At 68.8% G+C, this 24,704-nt stretch carries 20 protein-coding genes; 11 read left to right on the top strand and 9 right to left on the bottom strand.

Going from position 1 to position 24,704, the window contains the following annotated elements; translation table 11 throughout:
• The first annotated feature begins 141 nt into the window (after positions 1-141).
• The 4 genes from ACLJPX_RS16615 (at position 142) to ACLJPX_RS16600 (ending at position 6,153) form a co-directional block, all read left to right on the top strand.
• A complete protein-coding gene (locus ACLJPX_RS16615; protein ID WP_410600871.1) occupies positions 142-789 on the top strand; it encodes a TetR/AcrR family transcriptional regulator in 648 nt (215 codons plus the stop codon).
• Between the two features lie 30 nt (positions 790-819).
• Positions 820-2,553 (top strand): ABC transporter ATP-binding protein, encoded by a 1,734-nt coding sequence (locus tag ACLJPX_RS16610; protein ID WP_410600870.1) that lies wholly within the window; start codon positions 820-822, stop codon positions 2,551-2,553.
• Positions 2,553-4,574 carry an ABC transporter ATP-binding protein gene (locus tag ACLJPX_RS16605; RefSeq protein ID WP_410600869.1) on the top strand — a complete coding sequence of 674 codons (2,022 nt, stop codon included), beginning with the start codon at positions 2,553-2,555 and terminating at the stop codon, positions 4,572-4,574. The genes ACLJPX_RS16610 and ACLJPX_RS16605 overlap by 1 nt, the downstream gene beginning before the upstream one ends.
• Positions 4,575-4,686: 112 nt before the next feature.
• Complete coding sequence (locus ACLJPX_RS16600) at positions 4,687-6,153, top strand: DNA polymerase ligase N-terminal domain-containing protein (RefSeq protein ID WP_410601324.1); 1,467 nt, start codon at positions 4,687-4,689, stop codon at positions 6,151-6,153.
• Here ACLJPX_RS16600 and ACLJPX_RS16595 read toward each other — a convergent pair.
• From ACLJPX_RS16595 to ACLJPX_RS16585, 3 genes are all read right to left on the bottom strand, one after another.
• Complete coding sequence (locus ACLJPX_RS16595) at positions 6,150-6,503, bottom strand: STAS domain-containing protein (protein ID WP_101607380.1); 354 nt, start codon at positions 6,501-6,503, stop codon at positions 6,150-6,152. The two genes, ACLJPX_RS16600 and ACLJPX_RS16595, sit on opposite strands and share 4 nt — an antisense overlap.
• Positions 6,504-6,577: 74 nt before the next feature.
• Positions 6,578-8,089 (bottom strand): CHAD domain-containing protein, encoded by a 1,512-nt coding sequence (locus tag ACLJPX_RS16590; RefSeq protein WP_410600868.1) that lies wholly within the window; start codon positions 8,087-8,089, stop codon positions 6,578-6,580.
• A 67-nt stretch (positions 8,090-8,156) separates the two neighbouring features.
• The gene (locus ACLJPX_RS16585) at positions 8,157-9,170 is read right to left on the bottom strand and encodes a helix-turn-helix domain-containing protein (RefSeq protein WP_410600867.1); all 1,014 of its coding nucleotides are present in this window, start codon (positions 9,168-9,170) and stop codon (positions 8,157-8,159) included.
• Between the two features lie 302 nt (positions 9,171-9,472).
• Here ACLJPX_RS16585 and ACLJPX_RS16580 point away from each other — a divergent pair, with 302 nt between their 5' ends.
• Positions 9,473-10,585, top strand: a complete 1,113-nt coding sequence (locus tag ACLJPX_RS16580) for an erythromycin esterase family protein (RefSeq protein WP_410600866.1) — start codon at positions 9,473-9,475, stop codon at positions 10,583-10,585.
• A 335-nt stretch (positions 10,586-10,920) separates the two neighbouring features.
• On the opposite strand, the gene ACLJPX_RS16575 is transcribed toward ACLJPX_RS16580, so the two are convergent.
• Both ACLJPX_RS16575 and ACLJPX_RS16570 read right to left on the bottom strand, forming a co-directional pair.
• On the bottom strand, positions 10,921-13,887 hold the full coding sequence (locus tag ACLJPX_RS16575; protein WP_410600865.1) for a BTAD domain-containing putative transcriptional regulator: 2,967 nt from the start codon (positions 13,885-13,887) through the stop codon (positions 10,921-10,923).
• Positions 13,888-13,973: 86 nt separating this feature from the next.
• Entirely contained in the window at positions 13,974-14,684 is a 711-nt protein-coding gene (locus ACLJPX_RS16570; protein WP_410600864.1) for a DJ-1/PfpI family protein, read from the bottom strand.
• A 98-nt stretch (positions 14,685-14,782) separates the two neighbouring features.
• Between ACLJPX_RS16570 and ACLJPX_RS16565 the strand changes: the two genes are divergently transcribed.
• From ACLJPX_RS16565 to ACLJPX_RS16555, 3 genes are all read left to right on the top strand, one after another.
• Positions 14,783-15,760, top strand: coding sequence for a GlxA family transcriptional regulator (locus ACLJPX_RS16565; RefSeq protein WP_410600863.1), 978 nt, complete (start codon positions 14,783-14,785; stop codon positions 15,758-15,760).
• A gap of 41 nt (positions 15,761-15,801) precedes the next feature.
• Entirely contained in the window at positions 15,802-17,214 is a 1,413-nt protein-coding gene (locus ACLJPX_RS16560) for a YibE/F family protein (protein WP_410600862.1), read from the top strand.
• 98 nt (positions 17,215-17,312) lie between these two features.
• Positions 17,313-17,570 carry a hypothetical protein gene (locus ACLJPX_RS16555; RefSeq protein ID WP_410600861.1) on the top strand — a complete coding sequence of 86 codons (258 nt, stop codon included), beginning with the start codon at positions 17,313-17,315 and terminating at the stop codon, positions 17,568-17,570.
• Here ACLJPX_RS16555 and ACLJPX_RS16550 read toward each other — a convergent pair.
• Positions 17,542-18,198 (bottom strand): hypothetical protein, encoded by a 657-nt coding sequence (locus tag ACLJPX_RS16550; RefSeq protein WP_101607372.1) that lies wholly within the window; start codon positions 18,196-18,198, stop codon positions 17,542-17,544. The genes ACLJPX_RS16555 and ACLJPX_RS16550 overlap by 29 nt on opposite strands.
• Positions 18,198-18,806 carry an MBL fold metallo-hydrolase gene (locus ACLJPX_RS16545; RefSeq protein WP_410600860.1) on the bottom strand — a complete coding sequence of 203 codons (609 nt, stop codon included), beginning with the start codon at positions 18,804-18,806 and terminating at the stop codon, positions 18,198-18,200. The genes ACLJPX_RS16550 and ACLJPX_RS16545 overlap by 1 nt, the downstream gene beginning before the upstream one ends.
• A gap of 156 nt (positions 18,807-18,962) precedes the next feature.
• Between ACLJPX_RS16545 and ACLJPX_RS16540 the strand changes: the two genes are divergently transcribed.
• The 3 genes from ACLJPX_RS16540 to ACLJPX_RS16530 all read left to right on the top strand — a co-directional run bounded on the left by ACLJPX_RS16540 (position 18,963) and on the right by ACLJPX_RS16530 (position 21,484).
• Positions 18,963-19,820 carry a peptidylprolyl isomerase gene (locus ACLJPX_RS16540; RefSeq protein ID WP_410600859.1) on the top strand — a complete coding sequence of 286 codons (858 nt, stop codon included), beginning with the start codon at positions 18,963-18,965 and terminating at the stop codon, positions 19,818-19,820.
• Position 19,821: 1 nt separating this feature from the next.
• Positions 19,822-20,607 carry an aminotransferase class IV family protein gene (locus tag ACLJPX_RS16535; protein ID WP_410600858.1) on the top strand — a complete coding sequence of 262 codons (786 nt, stop codon included), beginning with the start codon at positions 19,822-19,824 and terminating at the stop codon, positions 20,605-20,607.
• Positions 20,608-20,746: 139 nt separating this feature from the next.
• Entirely contained in the window at positions 20,747-21,484 is a 738-nt protein-coding gene (locus ACLJPX_RS16530; RefSeq protein WP_410600857.1) for a LysM peptidoglycan-binding domain-containing protein, read from the top strand.
• Positions 21,485-21,501: 17 nt separating this feature from the next.
• On the opposite strand, the gene ACLJPX_RS16525 is transcribed toward ACLJPX_RS16530, so the two are convergent.
• Both ACLJPX_RS16525 and ACLJPX_RS16520 read right to left on the bottom strand, forming a co-directional pair.
• The gene (locus ACLJPX_RS16525) at positions 21,502-22,281 is read right to left on the bottom strand and encodes an enoyl-CoA hydratase/isomerase family protein (RefSeq protein ID WP_168214302.1); all 780 of its coding nucleotides are present in this window, start codon (positions 22,279-22,281) and stop codon (positions 21,502-21,504) included.
• A gap of 67 nt (positions 22,282-22,348) precedes the next feature.
• Positions 22,349-24,688 carry a RelA/SpoT family protein gene (locus ACLJPX_RS16520; protein ID WP_410600856.1) on the bottom strand — a complete coding sequence of 780 codons (2,340 nt, stop codon included), beginning with the start codon at positions 24,686-24,688 and terminating at the stop codon, positions 22,349-22,351.
• Positions 24,689-24,704: the final 16 nt, after the last annotated feature.

The following is a 24,704-nucleotide window of genomic DNA, read 5'->3' as shown; positions in this document are numbered from 1 at the left end:
AACGAAAGCGTTGCGGCTGGTGAGCGGTGCGCACTAGGCCATTCGGCTCAATTTCGCGGCCCCTCACCCAGGGTGGTGTCCGAAAAGTGCGGAGTGCGCATAAATTTGCGTGCCCCGCAACTTTTGCCTACCCTTGCCGTCGTGACCACCGACTCGGCCGCCCCTCTCGGACTGCGCGAACGCAAGAAGCGCGCCGCCCGGCGCGCGATGAGCGAGGCAGCGCTCAAGCTCGCCATGGAGAAGGGCGTCGAGCAGGTCCGCGTCGAGGACATCGCCGGCGCCGTGGGGGTGTCACCGCGCACGTTCAACAACTACTTCTCCAGCAAGGAAGAGGCGATCTGCTCGTTCATCGTCGAACGGCAGGAACTCCTGCGGGAGGCGCTGCGCGAGCGGCCTTCGGGAGAGTCCTTGTGGGAAGCGGTCGGCGCCGCGACGCTGGAGACCTACAGCAGGCTGGGAGAACCGGATCGCGGTTCGGTGGAGCTGGCACGGTCGCTGCTCCTGCACCCGTCGATGCAGGGCGAGTTCCTCAAGGCGCACGCCAAGGTCGAACAGGTGCTGGCCGACGCCATCCTCGAACGTGCGGGCGCGAGCGCGGAAAACGCGTTGAACTCGCGGCTCATGGCGGCGATCGTGGAGTCCGCGGTGAAGACGGCGTTCTTCAGCTGGCTGGTCAACGAGGGGTCCGGACCGTTCCTGGAAACGCTCGACGTCCTTCTGCGCGAGGCGGCCGCGGGTGTCCCGTCACTCACCGGCCCCGAACCGGTGAAGAAACCGAAGAAGCAGTAACACCCTACCCACCACTGGGGAGAAACCGTTGTGCTGACGAAGTTGTTGCGCACTCACCTGCGCCCCTACCGGCGAGACCTGTGGCTGATCGTGCTGCTGCAGTTCGTCCAGACCCTCGCCGGGCTCTACCTGCCCACGCTGAACGCCGACATCATCGACGACGGCGTGGTCAAGGGCGACATCGACTACATCCTCGGCGTCGGCGGCGTGATGCTGCTGGTGTCGCTGGTGCAGATCGCCTGCTCCATCGGCGCCGTCTACTACGGCGCCCGCACCGCCATGGCCGTCGGCCGCGACGTCCGCGGCGCGATCTTCCACCGGGTCCAGGACTTCTCCGCCCGCGAGGTCGGCCAGTTCGGGACGCCGTCGCTGATCACCCGCACCACCAACGACGTCCAGCAGGTGCAGATGCTGACGTTGATGGCGTTCACGCTGATGGTGTCCGCGCCGATCATGTGCTTCGGCGGCATCATCATGGCGCTCAACCAGGACGTCACGCTCTCGTGGCTGCTGGTGGTCGTCGTGCCGATCCTCGGCGTCTCGGTCGGGATCATCATCGCGAGGATGCGGCCCGCGTTCCGGCTGATGCAGGAGCGGATCGACAAGATCAACCAGATCCTGCGCGAGCAGATCATGGGCATCCGCGTGATCCGGGCCTTCGTCAAGGACACCCACGAGCGGCGGCGGTTCACCAAGGCGAACACCGAACTGCTCGACGTCTCCCTGATCGTCGGCAGGCTCATGGCGCTGATGTTCCCCATCGTCATGCTCGTGATGAACGCCTCCAGCGTCGCCGTGCTGTGGTTCGGCGGGTTGCGCATCGACGACGGCAGCATGCAGATCGGCGCGCTGACCGCGTTCCTGTCCTACCTCATGCAGATCCTGATGGCGGTCATGATGGCCACCTTCATGTTCATGATGGTGCCGCGCGCCGAAGTCAGCGCCGAGCGCATCACCGAGGTGCTCGACACCCACACCAGCGTCGTCCTGCCGGCGAACCCGGTCAGCCCCGGTGAGGTGCACGGGCGGCTGGAACTGTCCGATGTGGAGTTCCGCTACCCCGGTGCGGAAAAGCCGGTGCTGCAGGAGATCTCGCTGCTGGCCAGGCCCGGTGAGACGACCGCGATCATCGGCAGCACGGGCAGCGGCAAGACCACGCTGCTCAACCTGATCCCCCGGCTGATGGACGCCACCGACGGCTCGGTGCTCGTCGACGGCGTGGACGTCCGGGAACTGGATCCGACCGTGCTGTCCGACGCCGTCGGACTGGTGCCGCAGAAGCCGTACCTGTTCGCCGGGACGGTCGCGAGCAACCTCCGGTACGGCAAGTCCGACGCCACCGACGAGGAACTGTGGCACGCGCTGGAAGTGGCCCAGGGCAAGGACTTCGTCGAGCGGATGCCCGAGGGACTGGACTCCCCCATCGCCCAGGGCGGGACCAACGTCTCGGGCGGCCAGCGGCAGCGGCTCGCGATCGCGCGGATGCTGGTGCGGCGCCCCGAGATCTACCTGTTCGACGACTCCTTCTCCGCGCTCGACTACGCGACCGACGCCGCGCTGCGGCGGGCGCTGGTGGCCGAGACCGCCGAGGCGACCGTGGTCATCGTCGCGCAGCGGGTCAGCACGATCCGCCACGCCGACCGCATCGTCGTCATCGACGAGGGCCGCGTCGTCGGCAACGGCACCCATACCGAACTCATGGAGAGCAACGAAACCTACCGGGAGATCGTGCTGTCCCAGCTGACCGAGCAGGAGGCCGCCTGATGAGCGCGCCCGAATCCACCACAGAATCGAGCGCCCCGGCGAAACCCGCGGGCGAGCGCGCGAGCGCGGCACGAGGCCCCGGGCCCGGCGGTGGCGGCTTCGGCCGCGGTCCCGCCGCCTTCATGGGCGGACCGTCCGTCGAGAAGGCACTGGACTTCAAGGGATCGCTGAAACGGCTGCTGCGGCTGCTGCAGCCACAACGCGCCGTGTTGTACGGCATCTTGGCGTTCGGTGTCGCCAGCGTCGCGCTGAGCGTCATCGGCCCGAAGATCCTCGGCATGGCGACGGACCTCATCTTCGCCGGTGTGGTCGCGAAGGACATGCCCGCGGGAGTGAGCAAGGCGGAGGTCATCGCCGGACTGCGGGCGAAGGGCGACAACACCCTCGCCGACATGTTCTCGGCGATCGACTTCGTCCCTGGCCAGCGCATCGACATCGACGCCGTCGGCCAGGTCCTGATGTGGGTGCTGCTGCTCTACATCGTGGCGTCGTTCTTCGCGCTGCTGCAGGCGAGGCTGACCACGAACCTGGTCCAGCGCGCGGTGTTCGAACTGCGGGAGAAGATCGAGGAGAAGTTCGCCAAGCTCCCGCTGAGCTACTTCGACCGCCAGCCGCGCGGTGAGGTGCTGAGCCGGGCCACCAACGACATCGACAACCTCGCGCAATCGCTGCAGCAGACGCTCGCGCAGATCGTGTCTTCGCTGCTGATGGTGGTCGGCGTGCTCGCGATGATGTTCGTCATCTCGCCACTGCTGGCGCTGGTCGCGCTGCTCTCGGTGCCCGCTTCGGTGCTCGTCGCGGCGAAGATCGGCAAGAAGGCGCAGCCGCAGTTCATCAAGCAGTGGTCCACCACCGGGCGGCTCAACGCGCATATCGAGGAGATGTACACCGGGCACTCGCTGGTCAAGGTGTTCGGCCGCCGCGAGGAGGCCGAGAAGGTCTTCCGCGAGCACAACGACACGCTCTACGGCGCGAGCTTCCGGGCGCAGTTCATCTCGGGCACCATCCAGCCCGCGATGATGTTCATCGGCAACCTGAGCTACGTGCTGGTGGCCGTGATCGGCGCGCTGCGGGTGGCTTCCGGGACGCTGTCGCTCGGCGACGTCCAGGCGTTCATCCAGTACTCGCGGCAGTTCAGCCAGCCGGTCACGCAGATCGCCAGCATGGCGAACCTGCTGCAGTCCGGGATCGCGTCCGCGGAGCGGGTCTTCGCGTTGCTCGACGCGGACGAGCAGGAGCCCGAGCCCGCCGAACCCGCGCGGGTGGGCGAGGTGCGCGGCCAGGTCGAGTTCGAGCACGTTTCGTTCCGGTACACCCCGGACACCCCGCTCATCGAAGACCTGTCGCTCACCGTCGAGCCGGGGCACACCGTCGCCATCGTCGGCCCGACCGGCGCGGGGAAGACCACCCTGGTCAACCTGCTCATGCGGTTCTACGAACTCGACGGCGGCCGGATCACCCTCGACGGTGTCGACATCGCCGAGATGGACCGCGAGGACCTGCGGTCCAAGACCGGCATGGTGTTGCAGGACGCGTGGCTGTTCGGCGGCACGATCGCGGAGAACATCGCCTACGGTTCCGCGGGCGCCACACAGGAGGAGATCGTCGCGGCGGCCAAGGCGACCCACGTCGACCGGTTCGTCCGTACCCTCCCGGAGGGCTACGAAACGGTGATCGACGACGAGGGCGGCACGGTCAGCGCCGGTGAGAAACAGCTGATCACCGTCGCGCGGGCGTTCCTGGCGAAACCCGCGATCCTCATCCTCGACGAGGCCACCAGTTCGGTCGACACCCGGACCGAGGTGCTGATCCAGCGTGCGATGAATTCGCTGCGCGAGGGGCGGACGAGTTTCGTCATCGCGCACCGGCTTTCCACCATCCGCGACGCGGACGTCATCCTCGTGATGGAGAACGGCTCGATCGTCGAGCAGGGCGATCACGAAACGCTGCTGCTCACCGGTGGTGCGTACTCGCGGCTCTACGCGGCCCAGTTCGCGGAGGCGCTGGCCGAGACCGACTGAACCGCGGTGAATCGAATGCCCCTTTTCCTGTTTTCATCGGAGGAAAAGGGGCCTTCGTCACCCGTCCGGACCGTGAACGGCGCTAGGCTTGCGTGAACGGATCCGGAGAGGGGTGCGCTGGCCGACCATGGCGGAGAAACTCGGCGAATACCGCCGTAAGCGCAAACCGGGACGGACTCCCGAACCCATTCCGGAACGCGATGGGGACGGCGGAACCCCGGCGGGGGCGAACGATCTCTTCGTCATCCAGGAACACCACGCGAGCAGCCTGCACTGGGACGTCCGGCTGGAACGGGACGGGGTGCTGGTCTCCTGGGCGGTGCCGAAAGGCCTGCCGATGTCACCGGATCTCGAACGCCTCGCCGTGCACACCGAGGACCACCCGATGGACTATCTCACCTTCGAAGGCGAGATTCCGGCCGGTGAATACGGCGGCGGCACCATGACGATCTGGGACACCGGCCGGTACGAAACGCTGCACTTCAACGACCACAAGGTCGAGATCGTCTTCCACGGGAAACGGGCGCGCGGGAAATATCTGTTCCTGAACGTGAAGAAGGACGGGAACGACCGCGGCTGGCTGCTCAAACGACTCGATCCGGCCGATCCCGGCCGCACGGAACTGCCTCCGTTCCTCGCTCCGATGCTGACCAGACCGGGGCGCCTTCCCTCGACCGGCGAAGACGCGGAATGGGCCTACGAATTCGACTGGTCGGGGCGCCGCACCCTGATCCGGGTGTCCGGCGGCCGGATCACCGCCTACGACGATTCGGGCGACGACGTCACCGGGCTGTACCCCGAATTCCGCGGGCTGGGCGAGCAACTCGGTGCCGCCGATGCTTTTCTCGACGGGGAAATCGTCGTCTTCGACGGTGGGAAGCCGAGTCCGGACGGGCTCGGCCACCGCGCGCGGGCCACGAAGAGTTCCGCGAAACGGCTCGTCCCCCGGTTTCCGGCGTTCTACCTGGTGAACGACCTGCTGCATCTGGACGGCCGCTCCTGCGTCGAGTCGCCCTATGTCGAACGTCGAGAACTCCTCGAAGGACTAGGTCTCGCCGGACCGCATTGGCAGGTCCCCCGGTATTACCGCGGCGACGGTGGCGCGGTCGCACGGGCGGCCCGCGAACACGGGCTCGCCGGCGTCCTCGCGAAACGCGCCGACTCCGCGTACCACCCGGGAAGGCGTACCGGGGAATGGCTTTCCATCACCGGCGCCAGGGTCCAGCAGGTGGTGCTGGGCGGCTGGCGGCCGGGTGGCGGCAGCCGGGCGGGCACGTTCAGTTCGCTGCTGCTCGGCGTCCCGCACGAGGATGGCTTGCGGTACATCGGAAACGTCGGCGTCGGCTTCGCGGGCGACGAGTTGGAGGAGCTGTCACGGCGGCTGTTCCGCTTGGAGCGCAAGACATCCCCGTTCCGCTCCGTACCGGACAAACAGGCGCGGGACGCGCATTGGTCGCGGCCGACCATCGTCGGCGAGGTCGTCTTCGGCGGCTGGACCGACGGGGGCTGCCTGCGCAATCCGCGCTGGCGTGGCCTGCTGCCGGACGTCGCCGCCGACGAGGTCGAACTCGACGGCTAGATGTGGACGTCCTCGACGTCCCACCGGACGTCGAGGTCGGCTCCGACCCCGCTGACGTCCAGAATCCGCGACACCAAGGCTGTCTTCACGATCACCGAGAGCCGCCGTGACGCGGCATTGGCCTCTTCCAGCGCGTGCAATCCGGCGCAACTGAGGAAACCGACGCCGGAAAGGTCGAGGATCACGTGCTTTTCCGTGACGCAAGCACCGCTGAGTTCGACGCGGAACCGGCCGACGGTGGCCGCGTCGATCTCCCCCACGGCGGTGAGGATGACGACGCCGTCTTTGCGGCGAGTGGTGGTCACGGCCAGGGGCTGCGGTTCGCCGGGTACGCGCTGGCCAGGCAACATGGGGGCGCCTCTCTCCAGACCACCAAGTTCCCACTGACGGTACTCAGCGGCGGCGAGAGGTCAACCCCGGTACCTCATCGAAGCCAATTCGGGCGGGAACCTTTACGCACCGTTTGCCATTCTCCGGCGAAACGCCGGTGCGCGGCCTCGGCCGTGGCGACCGAACGACCATGCAGGAGGCCATAAGTGAAAGCGTTTTCACTCTCGGCGTAGGCGCGGAGGCCGAGAAGCCGCAAGACCTCCCGGGTGACCACGACGTCGTGATAGACACCGAGAGTGGTCTGCACCGCCTTGACGTTCTTTCGCCATTTTCGAAGCTTCTTCCCTGTCACCGGCTGGACCGTCTCCGCGGCGTACCGGGCGCGCTTGGCCTTCTTGCGCACCTCGTGCAACGCGGCGTCCTGCTCCAGACCGGGCGGCAAGGCCGCCGCGACCGCGACCGCGTCGCGCAGCTTCCGGTCCGAACGTGCGACCGCCTTGCGCAGCTCTTTCTTACCGTCCTTGATCTTCTTGGGCTTGGCGACGAGCTTTTCCAGCGCCCGCAACAGATCTGTGTACCGCCTGCTGTCGAGCGCCCGGATGGCCCGGGCCTTGGACTCTTCGGCCTCGCGCGAGAAGTGCCGCGTCATCAGCTGCCCGACGTTGCCGAGTACCAACTCGGACGGAAGCGCCTTGACCTCCTCGTGCAGCCGCTCCGCCATCACCTCGTTGTCCCTCGCCGGCCCGAGTTCGCCACCGAGCCACCGCAGCTCGGTGGCCAGCCCGTTCGCGACGTCGGCGTCGAGCGAACGCCGGAACGTCTTCAGCGCACTCCGCAGCCGCCTGGCGGCGACCCGCATCTGGTGCACCGAGTCCTCGACGTCCCGGCGAACCCCGATGTCGTTGCGGCGCAGCGCGTCCAGCTGCTCCGCGAAGTAGTCCGCCAGTACCGAACCGGACGCGCCCGCGGCCGACGGAACGAGCTCGTCCGTCAGCCGCCGGAGCTTCGACGGCCACCTCGACCGCTTCGCGCCCGCGTTCACGACGGCCCGGTCCAGGCTGTCGAGCACGTCGGGATCGGTGCCGGGCGAAAGTTCGATCTCGATCTCCCGCCAGCGGTCGAGGTGCGCCTTCTCCCCGCCCGCCTCGCCGGTGACGACGTCGTCGGTCAGCGTCGCGACCTCACGGCCTTCCGCGTCGAGGAGGGCGTACGAAGTCCGCTCGGTGCGCAGGTGCGCGGCCTGGACGAGTTTGGCGCCGAGAGTGCGCGCGCGGACCAGTCTCGCCAGCGCGCCGGGCACCTTGTCCGGCTTGCCCGACAGCGGGAGGCGGAGTTCCTCGCGCCTGTCCTCGCTGACCGGGAGCTTGAGGTGCCAGCCCTCGTCGCTCCCGCCGAGCCTCCGCCGCAGCGTGATGCCCGCCTGCGCGAGCCGGAAGTCGGCGGTGTCGAAGTACGTGGCATCGAGGACGTCGATCCTCGGATCGGCCTGGTTCGTCACGGGACCGGCCGGGACCAGCGGCGGGATGGGCCTGTCGGCCGCCAGGTCGTACTTCCGCTCGATCTCCGCCTCGGCCACCGGGGCGCCGTCCTGCGTCTTCGTCACCACGAACTCCTCCTCTTCGGCTACCAGGAAGGATTACCCCGCGAAGAGGCGGCGGGAAACCCCGATCGGGTCATTCGTCCATCCGGTCGTACCGGTCCGCCCACTCGGCGAGCATTTGGCGCGACCTCTCCGCGGTCAGGGTATCGCTTTCCAGTCGCGCGACAAGCGAATAGTACGCCTCGACCGCCACCCGGTCGTCGATGAACACTCCGGCCGCGTAGGAATCCGTGTACACCACCGCCGGATGTTCCGTGAATTCCATGATGGTGAAGGAGCTCTCGATTGTTCTGCTCACTTCGTTGCTTTCAGGGACGATACGAATGGAGCAATAGGGCAGGTTCGCCGACAGGACGAGGTGGAGCAGTTGCTCGTGCATGATCCGCGGCCCGCCGATGACCGACCGCAGCGCACGCTCGTGGACGTAGAACCGGCACTGGGGCGGACGGTCCCGCCGCAGCAGCTTCTGCCGCTCCATCCGGGCGTTCACGGCCTGCTCCAGCTGGGCCTGGCCGCGGTTGCCGATCAGTTCGTAGGAGGTGCGGGCGTACTGTTCGGTCTGCAGCAGCCCGGGGAGCGTCAACGACTCGTAGCGCACCACCGTATGCGCGAGATTCTCTTGGATAGCCAGGGATTTCATCGGATCGACGAGTTCGTCGAAGTACGGTCGCACCCAGTACAGGTCACTGCCCGGCTGCGTCAGTTCCAGCAGCAGGTCACGCTCGGGCTCCGCCTCGCCGCAGGTCGCGAGATACAGCGCCGCGTCCACCACGGACAGCTCGCGCAGCCCCTGTTCCCACCTCGTGACCTTGCTCTGCAACCAGCCGTTACGGCGGCTGACGTCGGCTCCGCTGAAGTGCCTGCGCTGCCGGAACGCCTTCATGCGGTGGCCCAGTTCCCGGGTCCGCGCCGTCGAATCCTTCTCAACCATGCGGGCCAAAGTAGGGCCGAACTCCGGCCGCGCAGTGATTGCCACGCGGTAATTCACCTCAACTGCTGATAACTTGCGCTCGCGCATTCCTGCGAAGTGCTGCTTCGCGAGCGAAGCAGCTTCGCGCGCGAAGGGTTCTTTAAGTTTATAGCGCAAGAAAGGAATGGGGTCGAGTTATTCGGAAGTGGAAATGTTGCGGAGCCGGGCGAGGGGCACCACTCCGATCGGCGGTCCGTGACGCTCGACGTCTCGATTCCTCCACGCTCGACCGCGCCGCCGCTGCCACTTCACCTTCGCCCTGGTCACGCGTAGGCAGGCAAATACAGGGCCACCAGAACCCGAACCGCCACTCACGAGGCCCAGACCATCCCTGACACCGCTTTGAAGCTTTCGTGCCCCTGCCCCAGCCCACCTCGTTCAAAGCTTCAACCGTTGTATCAACGATACGCTTGAACCTCATGAGTCAAGACATCCGAGACTTCGTGACCCCCTCGTGCGACCTGCTCGGCCTGGGCGAGCCGACGCACGCGACCCCGGTGTTCGCGGAGGTCCGCAACGAGCTGTTCGCCCAGCTGGTCGATCGCGGCTTCCGCTCGATCGCCCTCGAAACCGATCGTGTGGCCGCGCTCGTCGCGAACGACTTCGTCCGGGACGGCACCGGCACCCTCGACAGCGCGATGAGCGAAGGCTTCACGCACACCTTCGGCGGCCTGGACGCGAACCGACGGCTGATCGCGTGGATGCGCGAGTACAACGAGAACCACCCGCCCGAAGAGCGACTTTCGTTCCACGGCTTCGACACCCAGACCGAGAACACCTCCGCGCCCAGCCCTCGGCGCTATCTCGAGTACGCCCGCGACTTCTTGGGCCTCGACGTGGACATCGCGGGCCCGGCGGGCGATGACGAGCGTTGGGGCCGGACGGAGGCGGTCCTGGACGCGGCTTCCTCGGTCGGTGCCACGGCCGACGCCTACCGGCTCCGCGCGATCGCGGCCGACTTGCACGCCGCGCTCCGATCCCGCAAGCCGGTCACGGAAGCGTGGGCGAGGGCGGAGATCCACCTCATGGCGGGCATCGATCTGCTGCGCTACCACCGGCAATGCGCCGAACCTCTTGAGCCGCAAGAACGCTACGCACCCCTGAGCGCCGTCAGGGACGCCATCATGGCACGAAATCTGCTGGACATCCGGGCCGCCGAAGCCGATCGCGGCCGGACGCTGGTCTTCGCCCACAATCTCCACCTGCGACGCCAGCCGAGCACGATGCGGGTGGCCGGGACGGAGACCCACTGGTTCCCCGCGGGCGCGCTGGTGGCGCCGCTGCTCGGCGATCGCTACACCTTCGTCGCGACGAGCCTCGGCCGGAGCGACGCCATCGCGCTTCAGGAGCCCGAGGCCGATACCTACGAAGGGTTCCTGCAGAAGCACGTCACCACGGCTTGGAGTCTGCTCCCCGCCTCCGAGATCCCCTCCGCCCGCGTCCGGACCGATCCCGTTCCGCGGCAGGGCTACTATCCGCTCGACCAAGCGATCCTCGACGACGCGGAGGCGATCCTGCACGTCGTCGCCTAGGCCGTGTCCTGTAAGTCTGTTCGATGGGCTTCGTGATCCAGGTGGTTCCTGGCGGTGCGGGCGGATCGGCCTCGTACCGGGTCGTACTCGGCCGCATCCGCCCGTGCCGTCAGGGGCCGCCTGGGCGCGAAGACCGCGAACAAGACTTGCAGGACACGGCCTAGTCGAACCGGGTGACGCCTCCTGCCCTCGGAAGGCGTCACCCGGCCACGAGCACGCGCCGTCACCCCCAGTTCCACGATTCCGGGACGGCGCGAAGTCTCTCAACCGAGCAGGAGTCAACACGCCGTCCCCATAAGTTCGCCAAACGCCACCGCCCGCGATCCCGCGCGGGACTAGCCCCGGCCCGCTCCGAATCCGATCTTCGTCAAAGCTTCACGAGCACGATCCCGCTGCCGTCCGTCACTGTCGACGGCGGAAAGATCCTTGAGCGCACGCAATTCCCACACCGGGAATCCCAGCTCCCGGAACAGCCCCGCCGCCGTGCGGAGCCCCTCGGCCGCTTCGGTCGCGACACCTTCGTCCGCGCGGAGACGCCCGAAACTGAGCAAGGTGTATCCGCCACCCCGGCGGTCACCGAGTTCGCGGAACGTGGTCATCGCGAGTCCCAGGTGCTCCGCGGCCCGGACGTGCTCGCCCGCAAGGCGCAGGGATTCGCCGAAACTCCGATGCGTGTACGCGGCGGCGTGCCGGTGCCCGACATGCTCGAACAGCTCCAGTGACCGCGATAGGCATCGTTCGCTCTCCTCCGGGTCTCCCGCTCTCGCGTGGAGATCGCCGAAGCTGCGAAGGACGTGCGCCTCCCAATGCCGCTCACGCGAACTCCGGGTGCCGATCAGAGCGCTCGTCAGCAGTTCGCCGGCCTCGTCCACGCGGCCGTGCCGTCGCAGGACGTCGGCATACCGCTTGGCGGATCTGTCGTGCTGCTGCCCGTCCTCGCAGTGGAGTGAAAGCAGCAGGCTCGCGTCGAAGCATTCCGTCGCCCGCCGGAAGTCGCCGAGGTCGTCCCACAGCGAGCCGAACTGGGCCGACGCCATCGCCTGCCCGGCGAGGTCACCGCAGTCCCGCAACAGGTCCAGCGCCTCCCGCAGCGCTTCGACCGCCGATCGGGTCCGGCCGGAGTCCGCGTCGACGTCGGCGAGCGCGACGAGCGCGGCACCGGTCCCCCGTTGATCACCCGAGGAGCGGAATCGGCCCTCCGCCAACGCGAAACACGTCCTCGCCCGCGCCAGATCCCCCGAATCGGCATGGGAGTGGCCGAGCTTCAGCAGTTTCTCCGCCTCCGCCGGGAGATCGACGCGATCGCGCACGATGCCGAACCCGACAAGCGCGGGCGAACCACCGTTCCTGGGGCCGACGAGGTCGCTGTAGGCCTCGGCCAGCCGCGCGGCCAACTCGGTCCAGCCGTGGTTTTTCGCGGTTCGGACGGCGAGTGCGAGGTTGGCGGTTTCCGTCGCGCGCCAGCCGATCGGATCGGCGGCGACGCGGTCCGAAACCGCCGCCGGGACATCCGCGCGGCGAGCGGGCGGGTACTCGGCGTCGAGCGCGGCGGAAGCGTGTTCGGCCAAAGCCGCCGTGACCGTCAGCGCGCGTTTGAGGGCTCCGGGCGCCGGGGGTTCGCGGAGCGCGAGACGGACCAGTCCGGGCAACCGGTACCGGAGGAAGCCGGACCGATCCTGCTCGACGTGGAGCAGGTGATCGTCCACCAGTTCGTCGAGCAGTTCGGCCGCCTCGCCGGGCGAACAGCCCAGCAGGGCCGTCGCGAACCAGTCGGCGATGTCGGCGGCACCCGGGAAACCGAGGAGCCGCAACGAATTTCGCTGCCGCGGCGAAAGCTCGGCGAGGGCATCGGCGAGAACCGGGCGGACGGCGAGGTCACCGGCGGCCAGTTCGTTGAGCCGCAGTCGCTCGTTCTCCAGGCGCGTCGCGAACTCCGCGATGCTCAGTCTCGGCCGTTGCAGCAGCTTCACACCGGCCGCCCGGACAGCCAGCGCGAGCCCGTCGCAGCAGGCCAGCACCCGGCGGACGGCGTCGGTTTCGGCGGACAGCCGGTCCTCCCCGGCGATCTCGCCGAGCAGCGTCAGCGAATCCGAGGCGGACAGCGGGCCGACCTCGACCGGTTTGGCGCCGGCGAGCCCGGCCAGCCGTCGCCGCGTCGTGACGATCGTCGCGCAGCCGGGGCCGTTCGGCAGCAACGGCCGCGCCTCGGCCTCGGACCGGCAGTCGTCCAGGATCACCAGCAGCCGCTTGTCCGCGGTATGGCTCCGCCACAACGAGATCAGCCCGTCCCGGTCGGCGGGAAGTTCCGATTCCGCGAAGCCGAGGGCGCGGAGAAATCCGGTGAGTACGTCGCCGGGTTCACGCAGGTCGGCGACGAGCTGACCGTCCGGGAACCGCTTGCGTACCCGCCAAGCGGCCTGGACGGCCAGCGCGCTCTTGCCCGCTCCCGCCGCGCCGTGCAGCACGACGGGCGCGGGACCTCTCAGCGCACGTCCCACCTCCGTCAGTTCCCCGGCCCTGCCGGTGAAATCCGGCGTCGCGGGCGGAAGGCGGCACGGCGAGCCACCCGCCGACCAACCGGTTCCGGAGATGCGGCGGTGGACCTCGAGCAGGTCCTCCCCCGGTGAGATCCCGGCGTGTTCCCACAGCGCGTGACGGCATCGATCGAGGACGGCCAGCGCGGAGTCCCGCCGCCCGAGCCCGTGGAGCGCCTCGGCCAGCCACCCGGCGAGGCGTTCGTCGCCCGGCCGGGCGGCCAGTTCGGGGCCGAGCCGGTCGGCGACCGCCTTGTGGTCACCGGCCGCGAGCTCCAGCTCGACGAGCTTGCCCAGTGCCGAAAACCGCTGGTCCTCGAGCCACAGGACGTGCGCCTCCACGAGCGGTCCCGCCGGGACGTCGGCGAACGCCCCGCCACGCCACAACCCCAGCGCCCGTTCGAGCAGTGCCCTGCGCTCGGCGCCGGTCGCCGTCGCGGCGGCCGCGGTCAGCGCGGAGAAAGCGGTGGCGTCCAGCTCCCCTTCCGACACCGCGAGCCGGTAGCCGCCCCTGCCGGACCACAGCCGCTGCCGGGCGTCGTCCACCGGCAAGCCGGGCGACAACGCCTTGCGGAGCTTGGAAACCGCCATCTGCACGACCGCGGCGGCGCTCGACGGCGGTCCCTCGGGCCAGAGTTCGTCCACGAGGGTGTCCCGGTGGACGAACTCGTCCGGCCTGGCCAAAAGCACCGCGAGCACCCGGCGGGGCTGCGCCGCCGACGGCAACGGGACCGAGGCCCGGAGCGGGCCGAGCACCTTGAACTCCACGAACCACCTTTCACCTGGACGGATGAGCAGAATCTAACCCGGCACCGCCCCAGGGTTACCGCTTCTCACCCGGATGGCCGTCCCCCTTACCCGCCGGTGTGAGCGAGCAGCCGATCCCGCAACGCGGGCTCGTCGGCGAGCGCCTCGTTCACCGAGTGGTCCAGCAGCGGCTTGAGGTCCCCGTACGGCCGCTTCGACCAGTCGAGCGGACCCTGCGGCGGCTTCGGGTCGTACTCGATGACGAACTGGATCGTCCGCGCGATCTCGGCGCCGACGAGCCGCTCGACCAGGTGCAGCGCGAGGTCGATCCCCGCCGACACCCCGGCGGCGGTGATCACGTTCCCGTCCTCGACCCAGCGCTCGGCGACGGGCTCCGCCCCGAACGCGCGCAGCAGTTCGCGGAACATCCAGTGCGTCGTGGCCCGGCGGCCCTTCAGCAGACCGGCCTGCCCCAGCAGGAGCGATCCCGTGCACACCGACGTCACGAGTTCCGCGTTCGCCCCGGCTTGCCGCAGGTACTCGATCAGCTGCTCGTCGGCGAGCGCCTTCAGCGTCGGTTCGGCGCCGCCGGGCACGAGCAGCGCGTACGGTGACGGGACCTCGTCGAAGGTGTGACTCGCCGCGATCCTCAGCGGGTTGTCGGTGGTGATCGGCTCCTTCGTCGCGCCGACCACGACCGTGCGGTACTCCTGAGCCGTGCTCGCCATGCCGTCCAGCACGGTCAGCGGCCCGACCATGTCGAGCGGGGTCATCCCCGGGTACACCACGAACGCGATGGTCTTCTTGTCCTCTGTCATGGGACAACGGTGTCGCAGGGGTGCGGCCGCGGTGAGCCGGATGTCCGGATTCCTGCGAACTACGTCCGACGGCCGGGCGGTACTGCTAGCGTTCGATCATGCCGGGTTCACCCAGACGAGTGTTGATCGTCGGCTACAGCAATGCCGAGATGCTCGACATCGCCGGTCCGGCGGACGTGCTGGACGTCGCGTCCAAACTCGGCGGGAAACCCGGGTACGAGATCATGCTCGCCAGCGTCGACGGCCGCGGCATCCGTTGCGAGTCCGGGTTGACCTTGCAGGCGCAGCATCGGCTCGACCAGGTGACCGGTGAACTGGACACGCTGATCGTCGCGGGCGGCACCGGGCACGAGACCGCCGCCGCGGACCCGAGGATCGTCTCCCACATCCGCAGGCTCGCACAGCACAGCCGTCGCGTCGCCTCGGTGTGCACCGGCGCCACCGTGCTCGCCGCGTGCGGGCTGCTCAACGGGCGCCGCGCGACCACGCACTGGCGGTTCGCGAACCGGCTCGCGACGAACTACCCGCAGGTGAACGTGGACCCGGTGCCGCTGTACGTGCGCGACGGCAACGTCTACACGGCGGCGGGCGTCACCAGCGGTATCGACCTCACCCTCGCGTTCGTCGAGGAGGATCACGGCCCGAGCCTCGCCAGGGAGACCGCGCGCATGCTGGTCACCTACCTGCAGCGGCCGGGCAACCAGGCGCAGGTGAGCATGTTCCTGTCCGGTCCGCCGCCGGAGAACCGGCTGGTCCGCGACATCACCGCGTACGTCGCCGAACATCTCGCCGGCGATCTCGGCACCACCGTGCTCGCCGAACGGGCAGGCATCAGCACCCGGCAGCTGACCAGGCTGTTCGACGCGCACCTGAGCACCACGCCCAGCAGGTACGTCCGGGCGGCGAGGACCGAGAACGCGGCGAAACTGTTGTGCGGCACCGAACTCCCGCTGACCTCGATCGCGCGGCGATGCGGTTTCGGCTCGACCGAGACCCTTCGCCAGGCCTTCCTCGATCACTTCGACACACCGCCGTCCGCCTATCGCCGCGTCCATCTGAGGCAGTCCTTCGGCTAGGCCGAATGCGGGCGGCGATCGGGGCTGTGGAGGATGTGCGGGTGAACCGCCGCGACATCTCCGACGACGACACCGGCCCGATTCGCCGGGTTACGGACACTCCGTCCGATCGCTCGCCCGGAACGTCCCGTACGCCGCGCCGGACCCCGCCGGAAGGCGCGCGTCCTCCGATCAAACGGCCGCGTCCGGCAGAGCCGGGCAGACGTCGCGCCGCCGAGCCCAAGCCCGAACCGAAGCCCGAGCCGAAACCGGCCGGTCACGGGCATTCGCACGGCCACGGACCGGCGGCGCCCGCGTCGCACCGCGTCCGGAAGCTGTTGATGTGGCTGCTGATCCCGCTCGCCGTCGCGACCGTCGCCGGGATGGTCCTGCTCTACCCGTGGGGCAAGGATCCGGCCAAAAGCGTGTTCCCCCAGGGAACTCCGGTGAACGCCACGATCTCCACGACGATCACCGGGCCGTGTCTCGCCGAAGGCCAGGTCCAGGTCGGCGAGCCGCCGCCGGACGCGAAACCGTGTCTCACCAGCGCACTGACGATGACCGACGGTCCTGCCGTCGGAAAGCCGCTGAAGCTGACCCTTCCGATCGAGCCGAGCACGCCGCGGTTCGCCGCGGGCGACAAGGTGGTGCTGTCCTACAACGGCGGAGACGTCGCGGACCCCGCGTCGTTCCAGATCGTCGACTTCCAGCGCGGGATGCCGTTGCTGCTGCTCGCCGGGCTGTTCGCGCTCGCGGTGATCGTGCTGGGCCGCTGGCAGGGTCTCGCCGCGCTGATCGCGCTCGGGCTGAGCTTCCTGATCCTCGCGCTGTTCGTGCTGCCGTCGATCCTCGCCGGGGAGAGCCCGCTGCTGGTGGCGATCGCGGGCGCGGGCGCGATCATGTTCATCGCGCTGTACCTGACCCACGGGTTGTCCGCGAGAACCTCGGTGGCGGTACTGGGCACCCTGGTGAGCCTGGTCCTGATCGGCGTCCTTTCGGCGATCTTCTCGGCCGCGGCGTCGCTGACCGGGCTGGACGACAGCACCTCGCAGCTGATCGGCTCCCTCGGGCACGGGATCGACGCGCGAGGGCTGTTGCTGGCCGGTGTCGTGATCGGCGCGCTCGGTGTGCTGGACGACGTCACGGTGACGCAGACGAGCGCCGTGTGGGAGCTCCGGCGGGCGAACCCGTCGCTCGGCTGGCGTGAGCTCTACGGCGCGGGCCTGCGGATCGGGCGCGACCACGTCGGTTCGGCGGTCAACACCCTCGTGATGGCGTACGCGGGCGCGGCGTTGCCGGTGTTGCTCTACACGTCGCTTTCGGGTGTCGGCCTCGGTTCGATCCTCGGCGCGGAAGACATCGCGCAAGAGATCGTGCGGACGCTGGCCGGGAGCGTCGGCATCGTCGCGGCGGTGCCGGTCACGACGGTGCTGGCCGCGCTGATCGCCTCGCGGGAGCCTCAAGAGTCCCTGTAGTCACAGGCTTCCCAAAGGGCGTGCCCCGCACGCGATCACGGGCCGGAGTCGGGTACGAATTGGCCGCACCCGAGGTTCGCCGCGTGATCGGAGGGGCCATGTTCGATGCCGTGTTCGCCGTCCCGAGACAGCTGACCGCCGTCGCGCGGCGCGTCCTCGTCTCGACACTGGAGGCCGTCGAAGCGGTCCCGAAGATCGCCGCCGCGCTCGACGACGTCCGGGCGACGCTCAAGCACTCCGAACGGCTGGCGACCTTCGCCGCGGGCGAGTTGCCGGAGATCGTCTACCAGCTCGAAGAGATCAAGGCGCGGCTGGAGAAACTGGAAACTAGTCCAGTGTCGCCACGAACCGGCTGACCGCTTCCATCGTGAACCGCTGGATGTACTTCCCGGCGGGCGCCGCCGAAGCCAGCCGGTACAGCGGCCGTTCCGCCGCCGCGTCCCCGCGCGCCTCCGACTTCAGCTGTGCCACCAGCAGTTCCGAGAACACCAGGCCGTTCGCCTCGGTGTTGTTCAGCAGCGCGTTGGCCAGCTTGCGCAGTTGCAGGATGCCGAGTTCCCGGCCACCCGCGCCCGAGTAGACGGCCAGGTCGACCTTCGCCACCTTGCGGCGTTTGCCCGCGTTGACCAGCAGGCTGACCGTCCGCGTGCCGCGCACGTCACTGATCACCAGGTCGATGCGCTCGGCCGCGGTCAGGTCGATCCGCCGGAAGCCCCAGGTCCGCACGATGAGCGTCTCGCCTTCGAGCCAGACGCGGCGCCGCAGGTTGTAGAACATGACGTAGAGCAGCGGCAGCGCGATCACCGCGGCGACGACGAGCCCGGCGATCTCACCACCGATCAGCCCGGCGATCCCGCCGAACGCGGCCGCGAAGATCACGACGCCCGCGATACCGGAGCAGCCACGCCTGCGGCGGAGCTTGGGATCGTCGTGGAACAGCGGCAGCCGCTCGGGGGTTTCCGGCGTACCGGTCGGCTCGGCCATCACACGCCCGTCCCCGCCAGGAACGGGTTGCCCGCGCGTTCCCGGCCGATCGTGGTGGCCGGGCCGTGTCCCGGCAGGACGACGGTGTCGTCGGGCAGCGTCATCACCTTGGCGCCGAGGGAGCGCACGAGTTCGCCGCCGTCGCCGGAGGACCGGCCGATCGAACCGGCGAACAGGCTGTCCCCGGTGAGCACGATCCGGCCGCCCTCGGCGGAGGTCAGCCCGAAGATCACCGAACCGGCGGTGTGCCCCGGTGTGCGGGACACCGAGATCTCCAGCCCGGCCAGCCTGAGCGGGCCATCGACGAGTGGCACGATCCCGTCCTTCCATTCCCCGGCGTCCGGGACCAGGAGTGGCCGGTCCGCCTCGTCCAGATGAAGAGGTATCCCGTGGCGCGCGCCGATCACGGCCGCCGAGGCGACGTGGTCCGGGTGGCCGTGGGTGGCGAGCATCGCGACCGGCGTCAAGCCGTGTTCGGCGAGCGCGGCCTCGATCGGCTCGACGGCGTCCTCGCCGGGATCGACGATCACGCACTCCCCGCCGCCGTCCGCGGCCAGCAGATAGCAGTTGGCTTCGAGGGGGCCTGCCGGAAAACCGACAACCAGCACGAAACGCCTCCTCAGATCTTCCGCCGAACAGGTGACAGGATGGCCCTGATCACGATCAAGCAAGCCTAGCGGCCCCTGTACGGGGGTCTCACACGCTGTGCCCATAGACTTCCGCTACCTCAGACGTGTGACATCGAGTGGAAACCGGGAGGGCGGGTGCCGACCAACCAGCAGCGCCGCGAAGCCGCGAAGCGCAAGCTCGAGCGACAGATCGTGCATCGGGCCGAAAAGGCCAAGCGACGCAAGATCGTCGGCTCGGTGGCGGTCGTCGGCGTCGTCGCGATCGTGGCGGGCGCGGTTTGGTGGATCGTCAGCAGTAACAGTGGTGACGACGCCGCCTCCGACGCTTCCCCGAGCTCGGCTCCTCCGACCCCCGAGGTCACCATCCCCACGGAACGCGCGCCGCTGCCCAAGCGGGCGACGCCGCTGGCGAACCCGGTGGCCTGCGACTTCAAGGACGACGCCACCAAGCAGGCCTCGAAGAAGGTGAACAAGCCGGAAGGCAAGGGCGTCTCTTCGACCGGGACCGTCAACGTCGTGCTGAAGAGCACCGCGGGCGACATCCCGCTGAGCCTGGACCGGGCGCTCGCCCCGTGTGCCGTGCAGAGCTTCATCAGCCTCTCGCAGCAGGGCTACTTCAACGACACCAAGTGCCACCGGCTCGGCACCACCGGCCTGCAGATGCTGCAGTGCGGTGACCCCGAGGCCAGCGGCATGGGCGGCCCGGGCTACACGATGCCGGACGAGGCGTTCCCCGAGATCAAGTACGGCCGCGGCATCCTCGCGATGGCGAAGACGCAGCAGCCGAACTCCGGCGGCAGCCAGTTCTTCATGGTCTACGGCGAAGCCGAACTGCCCGCGGAGTACTCGGTCTTCGGCAGCATCACCGACGACGGCCTGAAGGTGCTCGACAAGGTCGCCAAGGCGGGCGCCAACGCCCAGGCCGGCAACGGCGACGGCACCGGCCCGCCCAACACCGAGGTCAAGTTCACCGGCGTCACGGTCAGCCCCTGACGTGAAGCTGGAGCTCAACGGAGCGCCCGCCAGGTCGGAAGATCTGGCGGGCGCGTTCGGTTACGGTCATTTCACCGCGATGCAGGTCCGCGACGGCAAGGTCCGCGGCCTCGACGCCCACTTGCACCGGCTCGCGACGAGCACCCGGCGCATGTTCGCCGCCGAACTCGACACCGACGCGGTGCGCCGATACGTCCGGCAGGCCGTCCAGGGCGAGGACGCGCTGTCCGTGCGGGTGCTGATCTTCTCCCGCGCGATGGACTGGTCCGATCCCGGCGCCCCCGCGGCCCCGGACGTCCTCGTCCGGACCGGGCCACCGAAAGAGCACGAGCTGACGCCGTTGCGCCTGCGATCCGTGCGCTACGAACGAGTGCTGCCCGAGGTCAAGCACGTCGGCACGTTCGGCCTGGTCCACCACACGCGTGAGGCGATGATGGCCGGCTACGACGACGCGTTGTTCGTCGACCAGCGGGGCAGGGTCAGCGAGGCGTCGATCTGGAACGTCGGTTTCCTCGACGGCGGCACGGTGGTCTGGCCGCAGGCGCCGGTGCTCGACGGGATCACCCAGCAGCTGGTGCGGCGCGGCTTGACGCTCACCGGGATCCCGCAGGAGGTCCGCGAGGTCCGTCCCGCCGATCTGCCGGGGTTCGACGCGATGTTCCTGACCAACTCGGAGTCGGTCGGCTGGCCGGTGGCGTCGGTGGACGACGTCGTCCTGCCGTTCGCGCCGGAGACCGGCCGGATCCTGACCGAGGCCTACGAGCGCAACCCCTGGGACGAAATCTAGCCGGTCGTCCGGGACCGCACGTTTGACTTACCTGTCGCCAGCTCGAACCTTCCCCCGCGTCGGCACGTGTAGTGAGTAGCCGTCCGGAAAGGGAGGACCCTTGGCCGCTCACCGGGTTCGCACCAGTTTAGTCCTCGCCGTGCTGTTCAGCGGTTCCATGGGCGGTCTCGCCCACGCGCAGGAACAGCCGTCCGGCGCGGTCGTGAAGTACTTCGTGGTCCCGTTCTCGGCGAGCCCGGACGAGAACACGCTGTTCCGGATCGCGGAGCAGACCCTCGGCGCGGGTGCCCGCTACCAGGAGATCTTCCGGCTCAACGCGGGCAGGATCCGGCCGGACGGCACCGCGTTCACCAATCCGGCCTCGATCCAGCCGGGGCAGGTCCTGCAACTCCCCTCCGACGCCCGCGGCGCGATCGACGGCCCGCTGCCCGCCGCGCCGGCCGCTCCCCCGCCCCGGCCGGCGCAGGCCGTCACCCCGGCCGCGTCGGCGACGTCGGGGAGCCTCGTGGCGTCGCTGGCGACCGGGATCGGCGGCGTACTGCTGGGCTTGCTCGGCGGGCTCAGGCTGCGGCGCTCATGGTTGCGGCGCACTCCGCCGACTCCCGAGCCGGATCCGCTCGACTTCCCGCCCAGTACCGGAACGCTCGACCTGCCCGCCGAACCCCGGCTGGAGGAGACCGGTCCGATCCGCGACTGGATGCCGCTGCCGGGTGCTCCGGACGGGCACTCGTACTTCTTCCTGAGCATGGCCGACACCCAGCTGATCGCGGCCGTCCCCGCGGACGCGCGCGTCAACGTCACCGTGATGACCGCGCCCCTGCCGAAGCCGGTGATCATCGACATGCCGGAAGTCCGAAGGACGCATTCAGAGGACTAAATGCGGGGCATTCGACCTCAGCGGTAGGTGAACTTCGGCGGCCGACGCGCGAGGAACGCGGCCACACCTTCGGCATAGTCCTCACCGTGCAGGGCGCCGAGCCGGATCTCGTCGACCTCGGCGTCGGATTCTTCTTGACCGGCCACGATCTTCTCGATGATCCGGTTCATCCCGCGCACCGACGCCTGCGATCGCGAAGCGAGCGTCTCGACGAACTTCGCCGTCGAGGACTCCAGCTCGTCAACCGGGAAGACATCGTTGAGCAGCCCGATCTCCCGGGCCCGCCGTGCATCGACGAGTTCGCCCGAGAGCAGGAAGTACTTGGCGTGCGCCGGGCCGACCAGCGAGACCAAACGCCGGGTCGAGTCGAAGTGGTAGACGATGCCGAGCTTCGCCGGGGTGATCCCGAAGCGAGAACCCTCCGCGGCGAAGCGGAAGTCGCAGGCGACCGAGATCTGGCAACCGCCGCCGATGCAGTTCCCCTGGATCATCGCCACCGTCGGCTTCCGTGACGCCGTCAGCGCCGCCACGGCCTCATCGACGGCCTTGTCGTAGGTCTCGGCCGCGTCGGCGGTGGACCGCAGGTCCCGGAACTCGCTGATGTCGGCGCCCGCCGAGAAATGCGCGCCCGCGCCGGTCAGCACGAGTACCTTGATCGCCGGGTCCGCCTCCACCCGCGCCACCACGTCCGGGATCGCCGACCACATCCCGTAGGTGATCGCGTTCATCTTCTCCGGCCTGGTGAACGTCAGCCGCGCGACCTCGCCGTCGCGAGTGAATTCGAACCCGTCAGTCATGTTCCGCACCCTAAGTGCGCGCCTCCCCCGGAACCACCCGGATGTGGGCAAGCCCCCGCGGAACCGGTTAGGAAGCCGAGGTCACTCGGTAGACGTCGTAGACGCCCTCGACACCTCGGACCACCTTCAGCACATGGCCGAGGTGCTTCGGGTCGCCCATTTCGAAGGAGAACCGGCTGACCGCGACCCTGTCACGCGACGTGGTCACCGACGCGGACAGGATGTTGACCTTCTCGTCCGCGAGCACCTTGGTGACGTCCGACAGCAGACGGTGCCGATCCAGCGCCTCGACCTGGATCGCGACGAGGAACACCGACGAAGCCGACGGTGCCCATTCGACCTCGACCAGCCGCTCGGGCTGGGCCCGCAGGTCGTCGGCGTTGGTGCAGTCGGTCCGGTGCACGCTGACACCACCGCCACGGGTGACGAAACCGAGGATCTCGTCGCCAGGAACCGGCGTGCAGCAGCGGGCGAGTTTGGCCCAGACGTCGCTGGCGCCCTTCACCACGACACCGACGTCGTTCGAGCCACGTCGGCGGGTGACCGTGGACGGCGTCGCGCGCTCGGCGAGCTCCTCTTCCGCCTCGTCGACACCGCCGATGAGCGCGACCAGCCGTTGCACGACGTGCTTCGCGCTGGTGTGGCCCTCGCCGACAGCCGCGTACAGCGAGCTGATGTCGGGGTGCCGCAGTTCGGTGGCGACGGCGCCCATCGACTCGGCGGAGACCAGCCGCTGGATCGGGAGGCCGACCTTGCGGACCTCCTTGGTGATGGCCTCCTTGCCGCCTTCGATCGCCTCGTCGCGGCGTTCCTTGGCGAACCACTGCCGGATCTTCGCGCGTGCCTTGGGCGAGCCGGCGAACTGCAGCCAGTCGCGGCTCGGCCCGGCCGTCTCGGCCTTCGAGGTGAAGATCTCGATGACCTCACCGTTCTCGAGCTTGCGCTCGAGGGCGACCAGCCTGCCGTTGACGCGGGCGCCGATGCAGCGGTGGCCGACCTCGGTGTGCACGGCGTAGGCGAAGTCGACCGGCGTCGACTCGACCGGCAGCGTGATCACGTCGCCCTTGGGCGTGAACACGAAGATCTCGCGCGAAGCGAGTTCGTAGCGCAGTGATTCGAGGAAGTCGCCCGGGTCGGCGGCCTCACGCTGCCAGTCGAGGAGCTGGCGCATCCACGCCATCTCGTCGACGTCCACCGAGTTGGCCCCGTTGCTGCTGTGGGTGCCCTTGGTCTCCTTGTACCGCCAGTGCGCGGCGATGCCGTACTCGGCGGTGCGGTGCATCTCGTAGGTACGGATCTGCACTTCGAGCGGCTTGCCGTCCGGGCCGATCACCGTGGTGTGCAACGACTGGTAGACGCCGAAACGCGGCTGCGCGATGTAGTCCTTGAACCGGCCGGGGACCGGCTGCCACAACGCGTGCACGACACCCATCGCGGCGTAGCAGTCGCGGACGTCCTCGACCAGGATCCGCACGCCCACCAGGTCGTGGATGTCGTCGAGGTCGCGCCCGCGGACGATCATCTTCTGGTGGATCGAGTAGTAGTGCTTCGGCCTGCCCTCGACCTTGGCGGTGATCCGCGAGCCTTCGAGGTTGCCGGTCAGCTCGGTGATCACGGACCGCAGGTACGTGTCCCGCGAGGGCGCGCGATCGGCGACCAGGCGGACGATCTCGTCGTACTTCTTCGGCTGCAGGATGGCGAAGGCCAGGTCCTCCAGCTCCCATTTGACCGTCGCCATGCCGAGCCGGTGCGCGAGCGGGGCCAGGACCTCCAGGGTCTCGCGGGCCTTGCGGGCCTGCTTCTCCGGCGGCAGGAAGCGCATCGTGCGCATGTTGTGCAGGCGGTCGGACAGCTTGATCACCAGCACGCGCGGGTCCCGCGCCATCGCGATGACCATCTTGCGGATGGTCTCGGCCTCGGCGGCCGTGCCGAGCTTGACCTTGTCCAGTTTGGTGACGCCGTCGACCAGCTCGCCGACCTTCTCGCCGAAGTCGGCCTTGAGGCTCTCCAGCGAGTATCCGGTGTCCTCGACGGTGTCGTGCAGCAGCGCCGCGACCAGCGTCGTGGTGTCCATGCCGAGTTCGGCGAGGATGGTCGCGACGGCGAGCGGATGCGTGATGTACGGGTCGCCGGACTTGCGCCGCTGCTCACGGTGGAGTTCTTCGGCGACGTCGTAGGCGCGCTGCAGCAAGGCGAGATCGGCGTTCGGGTGCAGCTCACGGTGGATGACGGCGAGCGGTTCGAGGACCTGTTTGACCGGTGCGGCGCGCTGTGCGGTGATCCGGCGGGCGAGGCGGGCTCGGACGCGGCGCGTCGCGGATGGCGTCGGCGCTGCCCCCTGTCGCGCCGCACCGTTCTGCTCGGTGCCGTCCTTCGAGGACACCGCGGCATCGAGCTCTTGGCTCACCCGCACCTCCTGCAGC

The organism is Amycolatopsis sp. lyj-90 (assembly GCF_046549035.1).
Taxonomy (GTDB): Bacteria; Actinomycetota; Actinomycetes; order Mycobacteriales; family Pseudonocardiaceae; genus Amycolatopsis.
The sequence above is the reverse complement of the archived record's forward strand: the minus strand, read 5'-3'. Positions and strand labels throughout refer to the sequence as shown.

Coding starts and splice junctions, on each gene's coding strand:
- ACLJPX_RS16595 (WP_101607380.1), bottom strand. CDS start 6,503: ATGTTGCCTGGCCAGCGCGTACCCGGCGAACCGCAGCCCCTGGCCGTG.
- ACLJPX_RS16555 (WP_410600861.1), top strand. CDS start 17,313: ATGTTCGATGCCGTGTTCGCCGTCCCGAGACAGCTGACCGCCGTCGCG.
- ACLJPX_RS16580 (WP_410600866.1), top strand. CDS start 9,473: ATGAGTCAAGACATCCGAGACTTCGTGACCCCCTCGTGCGACCTGCTC.
- ACLJPX_RS16565 (WP_410600863.1), top strand. CDS start 14,783: ATGCCGGGTTCACCCAGACGAGTGTTGATCGTCGGCTACAGCAATGCC.
- ACLJPX_RS16570 (WP_410600864.1), bottom strand. CDS start 14,684: ATGACAGAGGACAAGAAGACCATCGCGTTCGTGGTGTACCCGGGGATG.
- ACLJPX_RS16525 (WP_168214302.1), bottom strand. CDS start 22,281: ATGACTGACGGGTTCGAATTCACTCGCGACGGCGAGGTCGCGCGGCTG.
- ACLJPX_RS16550 (WP_101607372.1), bottom strand. CDS start 18,198: ATGGCCGAGCCGACCGGTACGCCGGAAACCCCCGAGCGGCTGCCGCTG.
- ACLJPX_RS16605 (WP_410600869.1), top strand. CDS start 2,553: ATGAGCGCGCCCGAATCCACCACAGAATCGAGCGCCCCGGCGAAACCC.